The 17,951-nt window shown below is 28.9% G+C and carries 18 protein-coding genes; 3 read left to right on the top strand and 15 right to left on the bottom strand.

Annotated elements, in window-relative coordinates:
* Positions 1-46: 46 nt before the first annotated feature.
* Complete coding sequence (tyrS, locus tag B4A23_RS10440) at positions 47-1,249, bottom strand: tyrosine--tRNA ligase (protein ID WP_291119707.1); 1,203 nt, start codon at positions 1,247-1,249, stop codon at positions 47-49.
* 300 nt (positions 1,250-1,549) lie between these two features.
* On the opposite strand from tyrS, the gene ybaK reads away from it, so the two are divergent.
* Positions 1,550-2,041 carry a Cys-tRNA(Pro) deacylase gene (gene ybaK, locus B4A23_RS10435; RefSeq protein WP_291119704.1) on the top strand — a complete coding sequence of 164 codons (492 nt, stop codon included), beginning with the start codon at positions 1,550-1,552 and terminating at the stop codon, positions 2,039-2,041.
* A 1-nt stretch (position 2,042) separates the two neighbouring features.
* Here ybaK and B4A23_RS10430 read toward each other — a convergent pair whose 3' ends face one another.
* Complete coding sequence (locus tag B4A23_RS10430; RefSeq protein WP_291119701.1) at positions 2,043-3,164, bottom strand: redoxin domain-containing protein; 1,122 nt, start codon at positions 3,162-3,164, stop codon at positions 2,043-2,045.
* A 183-nt stretch (positions 3,165-3,347) separates the two neighbouring features.
* Between B4A23_RS10430 and B4A23_RS10425 the strand changes: the two genes are divergently transcribed.
* Positions 3,348-4,118, top strand: a complete 771-nt coding sequence (locus tag B4A23_RS10425; RefSeq protein WP_291119698.1) for a hypothetical protein — start codon at positions 3,348-3,350, stop codon at positions 4,116-4,118.
* Positions 4,119-4,409: 291 nt separating this feature from the next.
* On the opposite strand, the gene B4A23_RS10420 is transcribed toward B4A23_RS10425, so the two are convergent.
* The 8 genes from B4A23_RS10420 to B4A23_RS10385 all read right to left on the bottom strand — a co-directional run bounded on the left by B4A23_RS10420 (position 4,410) and on the right by B4A23_RS10385 (position 10,913).
* Complete coding sequence (locus tag B4A23_RS10420) at positions 4,410-4,748, bottom strand: cysteine-rich CWC family protein (protein ID WP_291119695.1); 339 nt, start codon at positions 4,746-4,748, stop codon at positions 4,410-4,412.
* A gap of 274 nt (positions 4,749-5,022) precedes the next feature.
* On the bottom strand, positions 5,023-6,312 hold the full coding sequence (brnQ, locus tag B4A23_RS10415; protein WP_291119692.1) for a branched-chain amino acid transport system II carrier protein: 1,290 nt from the start codon (positions 6,310-6,312) through the stop codon (positions 5,023-5,025).
* A gap of 178 nt (positions 6,313-6,490) precedes the next feature.
* Positions 6,491-6,994, bottom strand: coding sequence for a hypothetical protein (locus B4A23_RS10410; protein WP_291119689.1), 504 nt, complete (start codon positions 6,992-6,994; stop codon positions 6,491-6,493).
* A gap of 58 nt (positions 6,995-7,052) precedes the next feature.
* Positions 7,053-7,682 (bottom strand): hypothetical protein, encoded by a 630-nt coding sequence (locus B4A23_RS10405; protein ID WP_291119686.1) that lies wholly within the window; start codon positions 7,680-7,682, stop codon positions 7,053-7,055.
* Complete coding sequence (creD, locus tag B4A23_RS10400) at positions 7,664-9,067, bottom strand: cell envelope integrity protein CreD (protein WP_291119683.1); 1,404 nt, start codon at positions 9,065-9,067, stop codon at positions 7,664-7,666. The genes B4A23_RS10405 and creD overlap by 19 nt, the downstream gene beginning before the upstream one ends.
* A 63-nt stretch (positions 9,068-9,130) precedes the next feature.
* Entirely contained in the window at positions 9,131-9,430 is a 300-nt protein-coding gene (locus B4A23_RS10395; RefSeq protein WP_180904589.1) for a winged helix-turn-helix domain-containing protein, read from the bottom strand.
* Between the two features lie 9 nt (positions 9,431-9,439).
* Positions 9,440-10,072 carry a hypothetical protein gene (locus tag B4A23_RS10390; protein WP_180904590.1) on the bottom strand — a complete coding sequence of 211 codons (633 nt, stop codon included), beginning with the start codon at positions 10,070-10,072 and terminating at the stop codon, positions 9,440-9,442.
* A 121-nt stretch (positions 10,073-10,193) separates the two neighbouring features.
* Positions 10,194-10,913, bottom strand: a complete 720-nt coding sequence (locus tag B4A23_RS10385; protein WP_291119681.1) for a 3-ketoacyl-ACP reductase — start codon at positions 10,911-10,913, stop codon at positions 10,194-10,196.
* A 146-nt stretch (positions 10,914-11,059) separates the two neighbouring features.
* Between B4A23_RS10385 and B4A23_RS16560 the strand changes: the two genes are divergently transcribed.
* Entirely contained in the window at positions 11,060-11,329 is a 270-nt protein-coding gene (locus B4A23_RS16560; protein WP_414647080.1) for a DUF1294 domain-containing protein, read from the top strand.
* Here the strand turns inward: B4A23_RS16560 and arfB are convergent.
* From arfB to B4A23_RS10360, 5 genes are all read right to left on the bottom strand, one after another.
* Entirely contained in the window at positions 11,326-11,718 is a 393-nt protein-coding gene (gene arfB, locus B4A23_RS10380; protein WP_291119679.1) for an alternative ribosome rescue aminoacyl-tRNA hydrolase ArfB, read from the bottom strand. The genes B4A23_RS16560 and arfB overlap by 4 nt on opposite strands.
* Positions 11,718-12,899: an MFS transporter gene (locus B4A23_RS10375; RefSeq protein WP_291119676.1), complete on the bottom strand. Its 1,182-nt coding sequence runs from the start codon at positions 12,897-12,899 to the stop codon at positions 11,718-11,720. The genes arfB and B4A23_RS10375 overlap by 1 nt, the downstream gene beginning before the upstream one ends.
* A gap of 1 nt (position 12,900) precedes the next feature.
* On the bottom strand, positions 12,901-13,854 hold the full coding sequence (locus B4A23_RS10370; RefSeq protein ID WP_291119673.1) for an aldo/keto reductase: 954 nt from the start codon (positions 13,852-13,854) through the stop codon (positions 12,901-12,903).
* A 260-nt stretch (positions 13,855-14,114) separates the two neighbouring features.
* A complete protein-coding gene (locus B4A23_RS10365; RefSeq protein ID WP_291119670.1) occupies positions 14,115-17,147 on the bottom strand; it encodes a sensor histidine kinase in 3,033 nt (1,010 codons plus the stop codon).
* Complete coding sequence (locus B4A23_RS10360; protein WP_180904596.1) at positions 17,134-17,928, bottom strand: LytR/AlgR family response regulator transcription factor; 795 nt, start codon at positions 17,926-17,928, stop codon at positions 17,134-17,136. The genes B4A23_RS10365 and B4A23_RS10360 overlap by 14 nt, the downstream gene beginning before the upstream one ends.
* Between the last annotated feature and the right edge of the window lie 23 nt (positions 17,929-17,951).

Below are 17,951 nucleotides of genomic sequence, written 5' to 3'. Positions count from 1 at the left end.
AGATAAAAAAAGATGACTTACTATTTCGTAAGTCATCATTTCACTATTACTTCAACTCGAAGAAATCTCGTTTTCCTATTTTAATTTTAGTTTCGGTTTTTAATACAAAATTACCAAAAGCATCCATATTTTTCTCTCCATTAATTTGTACTGCACCGCTTTCTATCAAACGTCTGATTGCATTTCTAGATAAATCTTTCTTTAATTGATGACAAACATCTAACAATGTAATTTTATCATTTTCAAAGTTTAAAGAACTAATTTTAATAGCTTCAAAAACTCTATCTTCATCATTTCTTTTCTGAAATTGATTATTAAAAAATTCTTCTGATTTCTCAGCTTCTTTATCAGAGTGATATTGAGTAATAATATTTTTTGCAACTAATTTCTTAATTAACATTGGATTATCTGTTTTTAATCGTTCATTCAGATTTGTTTTTTCTTCAATAGAAAAATCAGTTGCTAACGCAATGTATTCTTCTAATAAATCATCTGGAATAGACATCGTTTTCCCAAACATTTCATTAGGCTCATCCGTCAAACCAATAATATTATTCAGTGATTTACTCATCTTTTCTTTTCCATCTGTTCCTCTCAAAAGTGGCATACACATCACAATCTGAGCAGCTTCTCCATTCGTTTCTTGCAATTGGCGTCCCATTGTACAATTAAATAATTGATCAGTTCCTCCCATTTCAATATCTGCATTTATTTGAACAGAATCATAAGCTTGTAAAATTGGATAAACCAATTCGTGCATTGCAATCGGCGTATTTTCTGTGAAACGTTTATTAAAATCATTTCTATGCATTAATTGTGCAATAGTAACTTTTGACAACAACTGAATAACATCCGAAAAAGGCAAATGATCTAACCAATCCGAATTAAACACAATTTCAGCCTTTTCTACATCAATAATTTTTGACAATTGATTGATATAAGTTTCTGCATTTTTCTGTACTTGATCTGCATTCAGCGGTTGACGACTTTTGTTTTTTCCTGTCGGATCACCAATTTGAGCTGTAAAACTCCCAACCAAAATGACAATTTGATGTCCTAAGTCTTGAAATTCTTTCAATTTCTTCAACACAACGGCGTGACCAAGATGCAAATCGGGCGCTGTTGGATCAAAACCTAATTTGATTCGCAATGGTCGGTTTTCTTTTTCAGCTAATTTTAATTTTTCTTCCAATCCATTTTCAGGTAAAAAAATAGCTACATTTTCTTTTAAACTTTTTAGATTTTCCATGATTTTTTTAATAAAAAAAGCCCGAGCAAAACTGCTCGGGCTTGTAGATTATGATTAAATTTTTGACGTACAAAATTAATACGAAGTATACACATAGTCTACCCGAGCAAATATTGTACGATAATAAGTGCTAAAAAATGGTAAACGTAATATGTGTTGCAAAAACTTCATTTGTAATGCAAAGGTAAGAATAGTTTTGAGAATAGAAATTTTCGTTCAAAAAATTATCTTAATCATTAATTTCATAGAAAAATCCTTTAAAAAAGTTTTTCGTAATAACTTTGTGTAAATTATTATAGAATGAGCAATAAAACTGCTAAAACAAATGCAGTCCGAATTTTAGACACAAACAATATTTCATACGAATTACGCGAATATGAAGTTGATGAAGAACATATTGATGCTTTGCATGTTGCAAATTCATTGAGCGTAAATCCAGAAGGAATTTATAAAACTTTGGTTTTGAAAGGAAATGTAGAACCATTTTTAGTTGCCGTAATTCCTGCAAACACGCATCTTGATATGAAAAAATTTGCTAAAGTTTCTGGAAATAAAAACTGCGAAATGCTTCCGTTGAAAGATTTACTCAATGTTACAGGCTATATTCGTGGCGGTTGCTCACCTATCGGAATGAAAAAGCAATTTCCTACTTACATAGAAGAACTGGCTGTTTTACAAGATCAGATTTGTATTAGTGCAGGAAAAAGAGGTTTACAAATTATTCTAAATGCCGAAGATTTAAAAAATTTAATTGAGGCTAAATTTGAAGATATTACACAATTTGATTCATAATTTATTTATTATTCAGAATGATTTTTTCTAAAATAGTTGGAAATTTTGCTTCATCTTCAAACGTCAAATCTGGATTCGCATACACAATAATTCCATTTTTATCAATCACATAAGTCGCTCTATTGTTGTAACCTAAACGATTATAAGAATTATACATCAACGAAATTGCGTAATTCTCATCATTCAAATACGTAATATTATTTGTTCGCAAAGCTGATTTCCATAATTCTAACAACGGATTTGTAGAACTAGAAACTGCGTAACTTTTTACATTTTGCAACAAAGGATTATGATCGATTAATTGAATTTGAGCAGCACAAGTCATTGCTGCTTTTGTATCAATCGAAGTAAAATCTGGTAAAATTTGTCCACTAAACGCCGCAGGATAAAACGTTAATACTTTAAAAGTTGATTTATCATCCAAAAATTTCTCTGTTGAATTAGTTTTATAATTTGGTCCATTCAAAATAAAGTCTGGTGCTTTATCACCAACCTTCAAGGTTTTATTTTGTGTAACATTTACTTCTATATTATCAGTTTTGGATGTTCTTTTAATCAATCTTTCCAAAGGTTTAAGATGTTCGCCTTGTGCACGATAATCATTATCTCTCATCAAAATTTTGTTGTTTTGATCCACTAGGAAAAGAATCGAACTTTCTACTAAAACATTGTTAGAATTTGACGTAGGAATTACACTCGATATTGAATTTTGCTTGAAAGGTTTCAAACCAATTTCATTGAAAACTTTTCCAGTTTCATCATAAATTACCTTCGTTCCATCCAATTTATTTTGATTGGTCGTTTCATTAAAAGCAAACGTTTGCTGCGGTTCTTTACTCCATTTATCAACTTCATTTACGATATAAATCACATCAATTTTCGGGGAATTTTGAGACGTAAATGCCAAATTCTTCACAAAATAATAATTCAGCGAAGTTGTCATCATGCTCGCATACGGATTCGTTTTGTATAAACTTGGCGTAAATACAATAATTTTCAAGTTTGAAGATTGATTGATATTTTCAATTTTATTAACTGGAAATTGAGCACCAACATTCAAATTTTGAGCTTTTGTAAAACAAAAACCACATATAATTAGTAGTATCGAATAGATTCGTAACATAAAACGTTTATTTTAAACAAACTAATAAATAAAAACTACCACAAGATAACTAAAATTCTACTTTCTCAAAAAAACTATTCATTAAATTCTCATTAGAATTGACTATTAACTTTTGAAATTATCGATTCTTTTTCGCAGTAAATCAGTTATCTTTGCGTAGATTTTAATTTAAAAATTACACAAATGGAATTCAATGTTAGCAATGCTTTGAAACAATTAAATAATGATTATTCAGAAGATAAAGCGTCAGAAATTATCGAAAATCTATTGTATAATTCAACTGATTTTTCTGATGAAGACCATGAAATAATCAATCAATTGGGAGATAAATTTCTACGAATTGCTGCACAAATTTTTGTGGAAGATTTGGCATATGATTTCAATACTTTGGTGAATTATTGGGAAGCTTTTATTGGACAATTAACAGAAGAGCAATCTCAAAATTTATTGAATTTCGCGATAGAACAGACGGATACGGAATTTGTAGAGGATTTTATTATTGGATATCGAAAATTTTATTCAAATCCGAAAGAAAGTATTACGTTTTTCAATAAACTGAATGAAGACGAATTTTACGAAATTAAATTCTTCAAAGCACGTTGTTATGAGGTTTTAGGTGAAAATGAAAAAGCTGTGGAAGCTTATAATAATTATTTGAATTCTGCACATTTCAAAAAAGAAGAAAATGCTGAACAAGCTGCTGTAAACGAGTTTTATATCAGTCATAGCATTGCGCCTTTACTAGTGAGTATGAAAAAATATGATGAAGCCAAAACTTATTTTGATCGTGTTTTAGGTAATATCGAATTTGAAGATTATTTAGCAAATTTTGAAGGTTCTAATCAACAAGAAATCAAAAGTTTCTTAGAGGATTATGTAACAACTTTGGAAGAAACTGGAGATAAAACAACTGCTGAAACAATTTCAAAAAAAATAATGCAATATTTTTCTTAGAATTACAACATTCGGAAATGTAGTATTGATTTTTTACGAAATACTCATAAATAGGTAGATTTAATATTTTCTTAACATTAATATAAATCCTATCTATATTAGCATAAAAAAATAAATAACAATTTATTTATCAAATTAAGAAAAACGCCTACCTTTGTACTATAAATAATTTATTCATAGTTGTTAAGGATAATGAAGTTGATTTTCTGAAGAAGAATATCCTTAATCAAATAGAGTTTTTTTATAGTATTTTTAGGTTGGTTAGTGGTTCAATGCAAGTTGAACCATTTTTTATTTCTTATAACCATAAGCGCAATGTCTGCAACCATTTTTGCAACATTTTCCTTTCTGATAATGGAAAAATTCTGTAAAAACCCAATACCCGTTTTCGATATAATAATGTATATAAGGAACAAACTCCGAAGGCATTGTTGGATGTGGATATTGTTGATCTAGTTCTACAAAATAATTCAGTTTTTCTATACAAGAATTGCACAAACATTTGTAATTCGTCTTCTTCAAAAACTCTTTTATTTCGTCTTTTATAACAATTGTAGTACAAGCACAATTCGCAATGTCATCTACCTTACACTCCATTGTTTCGTTACAACGCGAACAATTTTCGATCATTTTTTTGGATTATTTATTTGATTTTTCAAAATACGAAAAATTCATAAACTTATCTTAAATCATCTTATTGAAATTCTCTATAACTATCATAAATAAATAGTTATAAATTAATTCTATCTAGACATAAAAGAAATCATTTAAGAATAATTGATTTAAAGTCAAAACTTTAAGAAATTTGTAAAAGAATAAAAGATAGACATTATCATTATTCAATTAGTGTTTTTATAGTAGTTTTGATTGGTTAAAATCCTCGGAATAATTTTCCGAGGATTTTTTATTTTCTTAATCTATCAACTAATAAACCTATTACAAAACCGATAATCGATGGAGCAATCCAACCTAAATCGTATTCGAAAAATGGAATTTTGTTTAGATTTTTTATTGTCGATTCATCTAACTTTCCTAATAATTTTAATAATCCTAAAATTGCAATGATTGTAGACGCAATTAATGCAAAAATATAAGGTGTTTTACTTTTAATTGTTTTTCCAAACAACACTATATAAATAACTAACGTGATTGTAATTGGATATACGAAAGCTAACGGGGGATATGCAAAATTAATAATTTCGTCTACACCTTTTATCGATAAACCAAACGAAATTACTGTACATAAAACAACTAAAACAGTGTAACTTACTTTCTCGTTTGTTAAACGTCCGAAAAATGTACCTACCGCTGATGTTAATGCGATTGAAGTGGTAAGACAAGCAAACGCCATACATAGAGCAATTGCAATTAAACCATATTGCCCTAATGTATTTCGAGAAATTTCTATTAATAATTCGGCACGAGAAATTTCTGGATTTGTGATTCCAGAAGTAGCTCCCAAATAAATCAATCCACCATAAACAAATAACAAACAAGTCGTAGACAATAATCCTGATATGATTACAATTTGAGATTTACTTTTTGTATCAGTATACCCTTTATCTCGTGCAGCTGAAATAATAATTCCTGCAAATATAACAGAAGCTAAAACATCTAATGTTTGATAACCTTCTATAAAACCTTTCGAAAAAGATTGCATCATCGTTAAATCTGAAGGCAAAAAGTCAGCAGTTGGATTTATAATTCCGATTATAATTAACAATGCCAATAAAATCAACAAAACTGGAGTTAAATAATTCCCGATAACATCTACAACCTTTGATGGACGAATCGCTAAACCTAATGTTATAACGAAAAAAATTAATGATCCCCATATAGGATCTAATGTAGGAAAAAATGGTTTTAATCCCACTTCGAATGTTGTTGCCGCAGTACGTGGAATCGCAATTAACGGACCAATACAAATCATAATAATTGTACCTAAAATAGCCGCCAAATGTTTGTTCACACGATGCCCTAAATCATTAAAATTATCACCCGAAAAAACAACAGATAAAATTCCAGTAAATGGCAATAAAATTCCAGTTAATCCAAATGCAATCATTGCTACAAAATAATGAGAGCCTACTTCCAATCCAATTAATGGAGGTAATAGAAGATTTCCTGCTCCAAAAAACATTGCAAACAACGCAAATCCAAGCGTTAAAATATTGGATAACTTTTTACTTTTCATATATTTAATAATTCTAACTGTTCTAAAAAAATGGTTTGCAAATTACTACAATTGCATTTTGAAGCCCTAAACTTAGTAGAATTATTCGATAAACACACTGCTTATTTACAAATTTGACAGTTTTGAATAATAATTTTTATATTTATTAAAATTTAAAACTTAATAAATTATGAATGTTTTAATCATCGATATCATCAAATCTCAACTCATTTGAAATTTTATCTAAAGAAATAATTCGATTCGTTGGTGCAGAACCTTCTCCATTGGGTTGAAAATATTCTCTTACATAACTTGTTTTGTTCTGATAATTCCAAACAGTTTTTTTTCCTTTGTGACGATCTGGATAAACTAATTTCCTAGTAGAATAAATAGAATCATTCATAAAATTTGGAGAAGATTTTATCTCATTAATCAATCTATTTTTGTCATTATCTGAGATTTCTAAAATAAATGTGTGATAATAATCGCCAATTCCAGAAAAAGACTCATTTTTGATTAACTCAAAATCGTCATTCAGTTTAAAATTTAAATCTTCAACCAATTCAGTTACATCATTTTTAGAGAATAATTCGTCTTCGAAAACGACAGATAAAATAAGACCTATTAAAAATAATGAATAAATTATAGCAAAATATTTTGCATATCTTATTTGAGAATAATGTTTAATTAGCCTAAAAATCACATAACCAATCAAGATAGGAACTAATAAAATAATTAAAAAAATATTAAAATTATCATGATTAATAAGAAGCTATCCATGTTGTGTACTTTAGTTTACCGGATAAAATATTAATTAAAATCAAATTGAAAAAAGTGAAACTTATTGCAGTAAGAGGAAAATATTCTTTTATTAACAGAAATAAAACTATTCCAAATACCATAATAAATGTTGTAATTATTATTATCCAAACAAAATCTAAGAAACCTAATTTTGATTTGAAGTAAATAATTGGTACAGAAAAATCAATTTGAAAACATAAAATTCCAACTATTATATTCACTAAAAAAATCCCAACAAATACAATCATATTTGTGATTTCTGAAAACTCAAATTCTCTAAAATCATACATTATATAATTATCTAAATTAGTCGTAATTAACATCATACACCAAAATAAATTTGTATAAGCAAATAATTCTTCTGTATTTTTCAACCCTGATTTTCTAAGAACATCTTCTAAATTACTAATTTTCAATAAAGTAAAAATCCCAAGTAAAATAACTGAAATAGCAGTTAAATAAATACTCACTGAAAGAATAAGTTTTTCATTTTTACCAATTAACTCCGTAAAGGAAATTGCCATCAGTACAAGACCGATGACAAAAATCCCCAAAAATAAGTGTGCAAATGTTATTTTGTTTTGTTCCATTCGATGTTTTTTGAATAGTACATTAAGATTGCAACAATAATAAATAACCCTATACTTCCTACTAATAATGCGTGTTCTTTGAGTTGTAAAACACTGTAAATAAATGCGTATAATAAGATTAACATTAATGTAATTTTGAATGTTAATCCAAATGATTTTAGGAAAGAATTGACGAAAAATGTAATCAACAAAATGGTTGCACCAGATGAAATAAAGTAAGCGATATCAAATCCTAAATATTCTGACAACGATAACAATAATACAAAATTGACACAGATTGCAAAGCCAACTAAGGCATATTGTACCAAATGAATATTAAAATTATTTCGACTTTCTATAAAGAAAAACGCTACAAATGTTAATCCGATGAACAAAATCGCATATTTTGTCGAACGATATGTTTTGTCATAATGATCGTTCATTTGTAAAAAATTAACGCCAAAACTATAATCAGAAAAGTTAGAAGCGTCCTGCCAAATCTGTCCTTGCAAAGGATTTTGTTGATAAATAGACCATTTTACATTGGTTTTTCCATTCTTTGTTTCAGGATCAGAATTAGGTAAAAAATTTCCATCATATTTCAAATCTTTCCAATTTGTAGTCAAATCAACTTTTGTATTAATCGCCGATGGAATGATATTTAACATTTGCGAACCTTTCATTAACAAGTTAATCGAAACTTGATTAAAATCGAATGTAGAAGGATCAATTTTTTGAGACATCATTTGCACAGGCATCACTTTTTTAGTGGCACTCGCTTGTTCCGAATATTCTCCATTTTCTGCTCTAACTTCTGGTTGAATATCAATTGTAGAAGTCGAATTATCCATATTCAACGGAAAATTTTTGCCGTTAGATTGTACAATCACTTTGTTCTCATATCCTTTAGAATCAGAGATTCCGAAAACAATTTTAGTAGAAACTATATTTTCTGCACTTACCTCCATTTCTGCAAGCATTTCGCTATAATTCTTAAATTTGGAATTGATATTTAGCTTAGAATTGTAAACAACAGCTTCATAAATACTACGACTTTTTAACTGCGTATCAATCGTTCCATTGATATTTAAATCATTTGCAGAAACATACTTTTTCATTTGTTGTTTCACAACTTTTCCTTGCCCATCATTTACATTTTCCATGTAAGTAACTTCGATAAAAGGACCATAAATCGTTTGTTTTCCACTCCATTTGTCCGAAATTTCGGTAATTACTTTTTCTTTGTTTCCTTGTCGTTCTTCGATTAAATTTAATATGAACGGAATCGGAATTAAAAGTCCTAAAACTAAAAGACATACCAAAAAACCTTTTATCATTGTTTTGTTTTGAGAATAAACTGATTGATTTTCAGTTTGATATTCATTTTCTAAATCATTGTGTTTCATAAGTTTGAATTTTATTTTTATTTTAAAAAGTACTTTGTTTTTCAAAGTTTAAATGCAAAAAAATTATTTTATATTCTTTATTAATTTTTCAAGATAGTTCAAATGCTCCTGAAAAGCTTGTTTTCCAAGTGCTGTTATCGAATAAGTTGTATTCGTTTTACGACCTATAAATCCTTTGTGCACAGTAATATAATCGTTTTCTTCTAGGTTTTTTAAGTGTGAAGCCAAGTTACCATCAGTCAAATCCAAAAAGTCTTTCAAATCCTTAAAAGAAATTTCTTCATTCATGATCAAAGCACTCATAATTCCTACACGAATACGATTATCAAAGACTTTGTTTAATTTATTAAGATTAAAATCCATGTTGCAAATTTAAGCTTTGTAATCATATTTTCGCACCATCCAAACTCCAAAAATCAAATGCAAAAGACCGAAACCGATAAACCAAAACAATAAACCATTGAAAATAAAATAGAAAGCCAATAATCCTAAAAATATTTCACACATTGCCAAATATTTTATCTCAACAATCGTATCACGTTCCACCGTATAAAGCGCCAAACCGTAAAATAAAAGCGTTGCTGGAGCTACATAAGCAAAACTAAAATTATTGATAAAGATTAAACTTACTAATCCTCCAACGATTAAAACAAAAAGAAATTTACGCAATATTCGTTTTGTAACTGGATTTATAAATTTAACGCCGTCTTTTGCCGATTTTTTAGTCATAAAAAAGAAACCTCCAATACAAGCAATTATTAAAGTTACAATTCCTAAAATGAATAATTTAATCTCTAAATTTTTCATTAAAATAGGCGTCAATGTTCCTCTGTAATTTACTTGAAGCGCATCTTGTAAAATCAAAACATAAGCGATAAAAGCAGAAATCATTCCCACTACTCCAACCCAAACACCGCTCCATCCACTAATGCTTGTGAATTTTGAGGTGCGTTGCATCATCGATTTGATTTCGTTTAAACTTTCTACAGGATTATTTGTGCTCATATCAAAAGTACTTTGTAATTCAAAGTTAATATAAAAAATGATTCTACAAAATATTTTTTCAAAAAAAAAATCCAATTTCTAAATGAAATTGGATTTTAAAATATAATGAATCAAATTATTCTTAAGGATTTGTAGACCACAAAGATGCTGATGCCAACATTGCACGTTTATCTAGTTTTAATAAATCGACAATTAATTGAGCAAAATCCTCTGGTTGTAACACTTTTTCTGGATCTCCGTCTGTGATTTTCAATACATCTTTTGACATTTCAGATGCAATTGTACTTGGAGTTAAGGTCGTAACTCGAATGTTTTTCTTTCTTAATTCGAACATCAACGATTCTGATAAACCTATCAATCCCGCTTTTGATGCTGAATAAGCAGAAGTAACTGCGTTTCCTTTTAATCCAGCCGTAGACGAAACATTAATAATATCACCGTTTCCTAATTCTACCATCGAAGGAATTACAGCTTTAGAAACATAATATGGTCCGAATAAATTTGTTCTTACAATCTCTTCCCAATCATTTTCTGGCATTTCCAAAAAACTTCCGAAAGCCGCTATACCAGCATTATTAATCAAAATATCAAACGCTCCAAAACTCTCAATTAAACGCTCAAGTTGCATTTTCACTTCAACTTTTTCGGCTACATTAAAAATGGAATAATCCGCTTTTACACCAAAACTTTTAATCTCTTCTACAGTTTCTTCTAATGTTTTTGTATTTCGTCCTGTCACAGCTACATTAACACCTTCTTTAGCCAATGCCAAAGCAACAGCTTTTCCTAAACCTCTACTACCTCCTGTGACTAATGCATTTTTTCCTTTTAAATCTTGCATAATTATTTTATAATTAGAATTTTACAATTTATTTTTTGAAGATTTTTTATAATTTTGAAGTACAAAGATAAACAACATAGATTTCTAGTGAAAATATTTTTTATCTACTTAATTATAAGTATTTTTATTCCTTAATTACACACTGAATGGATAAATATTTATTTTTTACTCTACTCCTTATCAACGTCCTCTCTTTTTTTTTATTCAAAATAGATAAAAAAAATTCAATTATTGGTAAAAGGCGTATTTCCGAGTTAGCACTTTGTTTTGTGACTTTGATTGGCGGGACAATAGGTTCTCTTATGTCAATGCAGATTTATCGTCATAAAACAAGAAAAAAGTCTTTTATTTTTAAAATTTTGATAATCGTTGCGATTCAAGTTTTAATAATTTGGAAACTTATTCAATATGCTTAAAATTTAAACCTACGACCGTCTTTTTTCTCAGCTTGTTGTTTCTTTTGATTCAATCTTTTTTGTTGAGAAGCTTTCGTAGGTTTGGTCTTTTTTCTAAACTTTGGAATAATCAATGCTTTTTCGACCAATTCTAACATTTTCTTTGTTGCAGATTCTTTATTGTCCAATTGAGAACGAGATTCTTGTGAATTGATTTGTAGAAATCCTTCTGAATTAATCTTATTTTTTAGCTTTTCTGTAATTAATGCTTTTTCTTCCTCCGAAAAAAATAGAGAAGATTCAATGTTCCATTTTGCTAAAACCATTGTTTCAACTTTGTTTACATTTTGTCCTCCAGCACCACTACTTCTCGCTGTTTTATATGTTATTTCAGGAGAAAAGTCTTTCATCACTTATTATTTTTATTGAATAAAATATGAGAAATCAAACAAATTAAAGTAAAAAATACGCCAACAGCAACCACTCCATTCCACTGAAATTTATCCCATGCATTTGCAGCAATAAATGTTCCTAAAGATCCACCAATAAAATAGCTCGTCATATAAACCGTATTCACTCGATTTCCTGCTCTAGCATCTAATCCAAAAATAATGGTTTGATTGGAAACGTGCATCGCTTGTAAACCTAAATCAATCAAAATTACGCCGACAATTAATCCCCAATATGTATAGCCAAATTCATAGAAAAATCCCCAAGAAATTAGCATAATGAGAATGGAATAAAAGATTATTTTTGAGGTCGATAAAACTTTTGAAACTCTACCAACTAACGCTGCTGCCAATGCTCCTACTGCACCAATTAAACCAAATGCTCCAGCAACATCACTTCCAACAAAAAAAGGTGCTTCTTCTAAGTGAAAAACCAATGTTGTCCAAAATGCACTAAATGCTGCGAAACCAGTTGCACCACGAAAAGAAGCTAATCTTAATTGAGGTTGAGTTTTTACTAAATCTACAATCGATTTCATCAAATTACCATAAGTTCCTTTGAAATTTGGTTGTATTTCTGGTAAAAATATATAGATGAAAATCCATAATACAAACATTAAAATTGCAGCTATCAAATAAACTTCTCGCCATCCTAAATATTCGCCAATAAATCCACTAAAAACACGAGAAAGTAGAATACCAACAAGCAAACCACTCATAACCATTCCGACAGCTTGCGCTTTTTTCTGAGGTTCAGCTAATTCAGATGCCATTGGCACAAAAACTTGCGGAATAACTGAGGTGAAACCAATTAGAAAACTTAATGGAAATAGCCAACTTACAGATGGTGCAAAATACATTCCCAAAAGAGCTGCAATAATAAAAACAAAATCGATTAAAATCATTCGCTTTCGTTTCAATAAATCTCCTAAAGGAATAATAAATAACAATCCACAGGCATAACCTATTTGTGTTAACATCGCAATATTAGAAACTTTACTTTCAGAGACATTAAAATCTTTTGCAATTAATGACAATAAGGGCTGATTGTAATAATTATTCGCCACAACCAAACCACTCCCAATAATCATTATCCATAAAATGATTGGAGTTAATTTGGGTTTCATTTGTAAATTTTCCATTCTAATATTCGCTTGCTTCAGTCAAAAGTTTCACATCATCATGGGATAATTGTACATTTACTGCTTCTACAAAAGCATCAAGATGTTGTTCCTTAGTTGCACTTGCAATGGGAGCTACAACAGTTTTCTGATCCATTAACCAAGCTAATGCAACTGCCGAATAAGAAATATTATATCGTGTAGAAATAGTTTGTAAAGCGTCCAAAATTTTAAACCCTCTTTCGTTCAAATATTTTTTGATTCCTTGCCCGCGCAAACTTTGTTGTAAATCTTCTTCAGTTTTATATTTGCCTGATAAAAAACCACTCGCTAAACTGTAATAAGGAATAACAGCTAAATTATATTTCTCTGCAACAGGCTGCAAAAATTCTTCAAAATGCTGACGATCATACAAATTATATTCAGGTTGTAAAGTTTTGTATTGCGGTAAATTGTAAAGTTCTGATTTATCCAACGATTCAATCAATCGTTCTGAAGAAAAATTAGACGCACCAATATATCTCACTTTCCCTTCTTTTATCAATTGATTATAAGCCGATAAAGTTTCTTCAACAGGTGTATTTATACCATCATAATGTGTTTGATACAAATCAATATAATCGGTATGTAAACGGATAAGTGACTCTTCTACTTCTTTTAAGATATGAGCTTTTGTAGTATTTGGCTTATCTTGAATCATATTTCGTCCACCAACTTTTGTTGCCAAAACGATTTGATCTCTCACTCCTCTCGATTTTATCCAATTTCCTATAATTCGTTCAGATTCTGTTCCAACGTTACCATCCACCCAATACGAATAGTTATTTGCAGTGTCTATCGCATTAAATCCTCTATCCAAAAATCCATCTAAAATTCGAAAAGATTCTTCTTCATTCAATGTCCAACCAAAAACATTTCCTCCGAAAAAAATTGGTTTTATCTCTAAATCTGTATTTCCTAATTGTACATTTTTCATGGGTTTAAAGATAAAAAAAAGCTACTTTGCAGTAGCTTCTTGTTGTAAAATTTTTTGACTCACACGTCGAAAAATGTAACTTTTAAGATACTTTATGGTGTCTTCATAGGTTTAGAAAACAAAGCATCAAAGTTTAATACTTAGTTTGAAATCGATACTGCAAATATATATACTGAATAATATCTATCATTAAAATAGAGTTTAGATTTCGTTAATTCACGTTTTAGCAAGGTGAATTGTAAATTTATTCAGGTGAAATTTTAATCAACTTTCAAAATCATCCGAACTTTTGTTCCTTTTTCATGAAAATCTATAAAAATATTTTCTTCAATATTATGATTAAGCAATCGTAAACGCTCATTAATTATTTTAAGTGCTTTAGAATCGTGAGTTTTATTTTGCGTAATTTGTGTTGTATTTCCCTTTCCATTATCTTCAATAATTATTTCTAAATAATCACTTTTTAATCTAATAATCAATTTGATAATCGGTTGTAAATGATTTTGATCAAATGCGTGAACAAAAGAATTTTCGATAATTGGCTGAATCAACATTGGCGGAATTTTGATACGATAAATATCCAATTGGCTATCAATTTGAAAATCAAATTCTATTTTATTTTTCCATCTAAAATTCTCAACTTCAACATATAATTTCAAAAAATCAATTTCGTCTTTCAAACTAATTTCATCTTTTGTTGAAAGATTTAACATCTGACGAATCAAATGAGAAAAACGTCCCAACGAATTTAACGCATTATCAATATCATTATCCAAAATATAAAACTGAATAGAATTCAACACATTGAAAATAAAATGAGGATTCATTTGCGATTGTAAGGCTGTTAACTTCGTTTCGGTTAATTGTCGCTCTAACTGCAAACGTTGATTTTCTTGTGTATTTTTCTCATTTAATTGACTAATTTTTAATTGATTAAATTTATTTAACGTCTTGATTTTATTTGTATTATAACAATAAATAATCAATCCTAAAGTTAAGACTGACAACAAAATAAAATAAATGTTCAAGTAAAAAGGTTCGTCAACATTCAACGAAACCAAATCAATAATTTGTTTTTGTCCATTGCTTGTATCCGTTATTTCTAATTGAACACGATATTTACCATATGGTATATTCCGCAAATAAATAGATGGGTTATAAAAATACTCGTTCCACTTTTCATCAGGATTTACACGATATCTGTACTTATAACTTTGAGCGAAATTTGCATCAACCACAGCAAAATTTAGTGTAATATTATTCTCATTATTTTTTAAATTCAAATCTTTATCAATCAAATCAAACCACATAAATTTATCTATCCCAAAAGATTCATCATTAATTTTAAAACTTGTAATAATAATCTCTTTCGACTGATTTTTTTGCTTTAATAAATTCTCAAGATTTAACTTATAATAACCATTTTCAACACCAATTGTAGCCGTTTTTCCGTCAAAAATAGAAGAATGTATATCCTTATTCACAAAACCTTGTTCATTGCCAATCATATACGTTTTACCATTATTGAAAACGAGTAAATTACGATTGGTTCCTATTAAAATTGAGTTCCCAAAAATGTCGATTGAACTAATATTTTCTCCACCAATTTCACGAATATTAATTACTTTTTTTGTGATTAATTCATCTCCCTTTATCTCTAAAATATAAACTTTCGCAAATTCTGTTGCAACCAACAACTGATTATCTCCAACGCATTTTATCATTTTAATTTTAGATTCTTTAAACTGATTATTTTGCAAATACGAAATAAAATTTTCATTTTCATACTTGAATAATCCATCTAAAGAAGATCCAAAAAATACAGCTTTTTTATTTTGACAAATCGAAACAACATCTTTCGGAACATTGGCTTGCGCAGCGGAATATGAATGATATTTTAGGTTATTCAAATCATCAAAAACTAAAATTCCTCCAAAAGGATTTGTCTGAATAAATTGATTATTAAAATACGTAAATTGACTTGTTCGATTAGGTAAATAATCTTTGAATTCTCCATTAAAATCTAACTCGAAAAGTCCTAAATTAGTTGCTATAATGAACGAATTGTGACGAATAATCATTTTATAAAAACGAAGGTTTTTTTCTTTCAAATCAAAATCAATTTCATAAAAATCTTTGTTTGATTGACTTAAAAAATCTTTGAATTTTGACTTATTTCGAAGCATATATTGATAAAAAGCATCTCTCTTTATCTGCTTATTAAATACATTGTTCTCCTGAAAATAAAGACCTTCTGGCGTTAAAAAATATTGTGTATTTTCAACTTTTAGAATTTCAATGACTTTTTTATTATCAATCGTAGAAAAATCTAAAAAATGATTAAAATGAACTTCAAAAAGTCCTTTATCAGCACTTCCTACATAAATTAAATCATCCGTTTTACTACTAAAAACTCGATATGGATAATCCGAAGTGATTTTAAAATTTTCTGTTTGATCTGTTATTTTATTATTCTTTAACTCCGCAACCATACCATTTCCCGCACCCGTTTCGTAACCAGCTAATAAAAGAGAATGACGTTTATCTGAAATGTTGTGATTTCTAAAAACTGGAAAATCATACGTTTTAAAATTCAATTTTTTATTCAAGAAATCGTTTATCGGAATAACATTAAGACCTTTAGACGATGACAAATACAAATCATTATTATACAAAAAACTATAATTAATTCGATTGAAAGGATTGACCAACTTCAACTTATCACGATGAACTTCATAAACACCATGATCGATTGTTGCAACATAAACTTTATTTTGATATTCGAAAAAAGACACCGCTTCGAACACAATATTGTTATTTTTTTCGAAAGAAGGATTGTAAATTTTCTTTGATTTTGTATCAATAATCGAAACGCCTCCTTGCGCAGCAACATATATTAAATCATCTAAATAAAATAAATTTCGAACGCGATCCGAAACCAACCCTTTCGCTGTATTAATTTGTTCAAAACGTTGACCTGTAAATTTCAATATTCCTTGTCCATAACTTCCAAACCAAACATTATGCTGTCTATCTTCTATTATTGTCCAAACATTATTGTATTGTACTTTCTCGAAGCGTTTCATCATTTTGAAATTATCCATGTCTTTCACAAACACGCCAAAACGAGTTCCAACCCATAAAATTTTTCGAGAATCTTTGTAGACACTCAAAATCTCATTGGCAGGCAAACCATTTTCGTACGTGTATTGTTTTGTCAAAACATATTGCGCAGAAAGTTGATGAGAGCAAAGAAATAAAAGAAGTAAAAAAATGAAGTTACGCAACCACATTCGATAAAATTTTATACCCCAAAGAAGTCACAGGCAGATTTGATTCGCCGTCTTTTGGATGACAATTAAGAATCAATAAATTGTTTCGTTTATCAAATTTTTTAGCAAAATTAATATTGACTAAATATGATCTATTAACACGAAAAAAATTGGTTTGATCAATCAAGTTTTCTACCTCTTTCAGCGTTTTAGTTACCATGTACGCCTCTTTTTCGGTAAAAATTGTACAATAACTATCATCCGCTTTGCAGTAAATAATATCTTCAATTTTCAGTACCAAAACCTCTGTTATAGATGGAATAAAAATAATTCCATGTTCATTTTTGAAAACATCTTTCAGATTATCAGTTTCTACCTCATCTTCAAAATCATCTGCAATATTGATAATCTCTTTCGAGGTTTTTGTTTGATTTTGACGTTCTACAAAACGATTCAATAATACTTTAAGGTCAGAAATTGAAATAGGTTTCATCAAATATCCCAAACATCCCCATTGATTTACGGCTTCTAAAATATAGTCTGAATGAGCTGTTGTAAAAATGACATCAAACGTAATATCATCAAAATAATCAAATAATTTAAACCCAAATTCCTCTGGCATCTGAATATCCAAAAAAACTATATCTGGTTGATTTTCCTTAATTTTTTCAACGCCTTCTTTTACAGAATTCGCCGTATCAATGGAAACAAAAAAATCTGGCAAAGCATGTTGAATAATTTTCTTTAACCCTTGTTGAGCAAAGTGTTCATCGTCTATAATAAGAGCTTTGTAATGATTCATTTGAGTTTAATTTGTTACAAATA

Source organism: Empedobacter sp. UBA7248 (genome assembly GCF_002472945.1).
Classification (GTDB): domain Bacteria; phylum Bacteroidota; class Bacteroidia; order Flavobacteriales; family Weeksellaceae; genus Empedobacter; species Empedobacter falsenii_C.
The sequence above is the reverse complement of the archived record's forward strand: the minus strand, read 5'-3'. Positions and strand labels throughout refer to the sequence as shown.

Excerpts from the sequence above, each read along its gene's own strand:
- tyrS (WP_291119707.1), bottom strand. The coding sequence starts at position 1,249 with ATGGAAAATCTAAAAAGTTTAAAAGAAAATGTAGCTATTTTTTTACCT.
- ybaK (WP_291119704.1), top strand. The coding sequence starts at position 1,550 with ATGAGCAATAAAACTGCTAAAACAAATGCAGTCCGAATTTTAGACACA.
- B4A23_RS10430 (WP_291119701.1), bottom strand. The coding sequence starts at position 3,164 with ATGTTACGAATCTATTCGATACTACTAATTATATGTGGTTTTTGTTTT.
- B4A23_RS10425 (WP_291119698.1), top strand. The coding sequence starts at position 3,348 with ATGGAATTCAATGTTAGCAATGCTTTGAAACAATTAAATAATGATTAT.
- B4A23_RS10420 (WP_291119695.1), bottom strand. The coding sequence starts at position 4,748 with ATGATCGAAAATTGTTCGCGTTGTAACGAAACAATGGAGTGTAAGGTA.
- brnQ (WP_291119692.1), bottom strand. The coding sequence starts at position 6,312 with ATGAAAAGTAAAAAGTTATCCAATATTTTAACGCTTGGATTTGCGTTG.
- B4A23_RS10405 (WP_291119686.1), bottom strand. The coding sequence starts at position 7,682 with ATGGAACAAAACAAAATAACATTTGCACACTTATTTTTGGGGATTTTT.
- creD (WP_291119683.1), bottom strand. The coding sequence starts at position 9,067 with ATGAAACACAATGATTTAGAAAATGAATATCAAACTGAAAATCAATCA.
- B4A23_RS10395 (WP_180904589.1), bottom strand. The coding sequence starts at position 9,430 with ATGGATTTTAATCTTAATAAATTAAACAAAGTCTTTGATAATCGTATT.
- B4A23_RS10390 (WP_180904590.1), bottom strand. The coding sequence starts at position 10,072 with ATGAGCACAAATAATCCTGTAGAAAGTTTAAACGAAATCAAATCGATG.
- B4A23_RS10385 (WP_291119681.1), bottom strand. The coding sequence starts at position 10,913 with ATGCAAGATTTAAAAGGAAAAAATGCATTAGTCACAGGAGGTAGTAGA.
- B4A23_RS16560 (WP_414647080.1), top strand. The coding sequence starts at position 11,060 with ATGGATAAATATTTATTTTTTACTCTACTCCTTATCAACGTCCTCTCT.
- arfB (WP_291119679.1), bottom strand. The coding sequence starts at position 11,718 with ATGAAAGACTTTTCTCCTGAAATAACATATAAAACAGCGAGAAGTAGT.
- B4A23_RS10375 (WP_291119676.1), bottom strand. The coding sequence starts at position 12,899 with ATGGAAAATTTACAAATGAAACCCAAATTAACTCCAATCATTTTATGG.
- B4A23_RS10370 (WP_291119673.1), bottom strand. The coding sequence starts at position 13,854 with ATGAAAAATGTACAATTAGGAAATACAGATTTAGAGATAAAACCAATT.
- B4A23_RS10365 (WP_291119670.1), bottom strand. The coding sequence starts at position 17,147 with ATGTGGTTGCGTAACTTCATTTTTTTACTTCTTTTATTTCTTTGCTCT.
- B4A23_RS10360 (WP_180904596.1), bottom strand. The coding sequence starts at position 17,928 with ATGAATCATTACAAAGCTCTTATTATAGACGATGAACACTTTGCTCAA.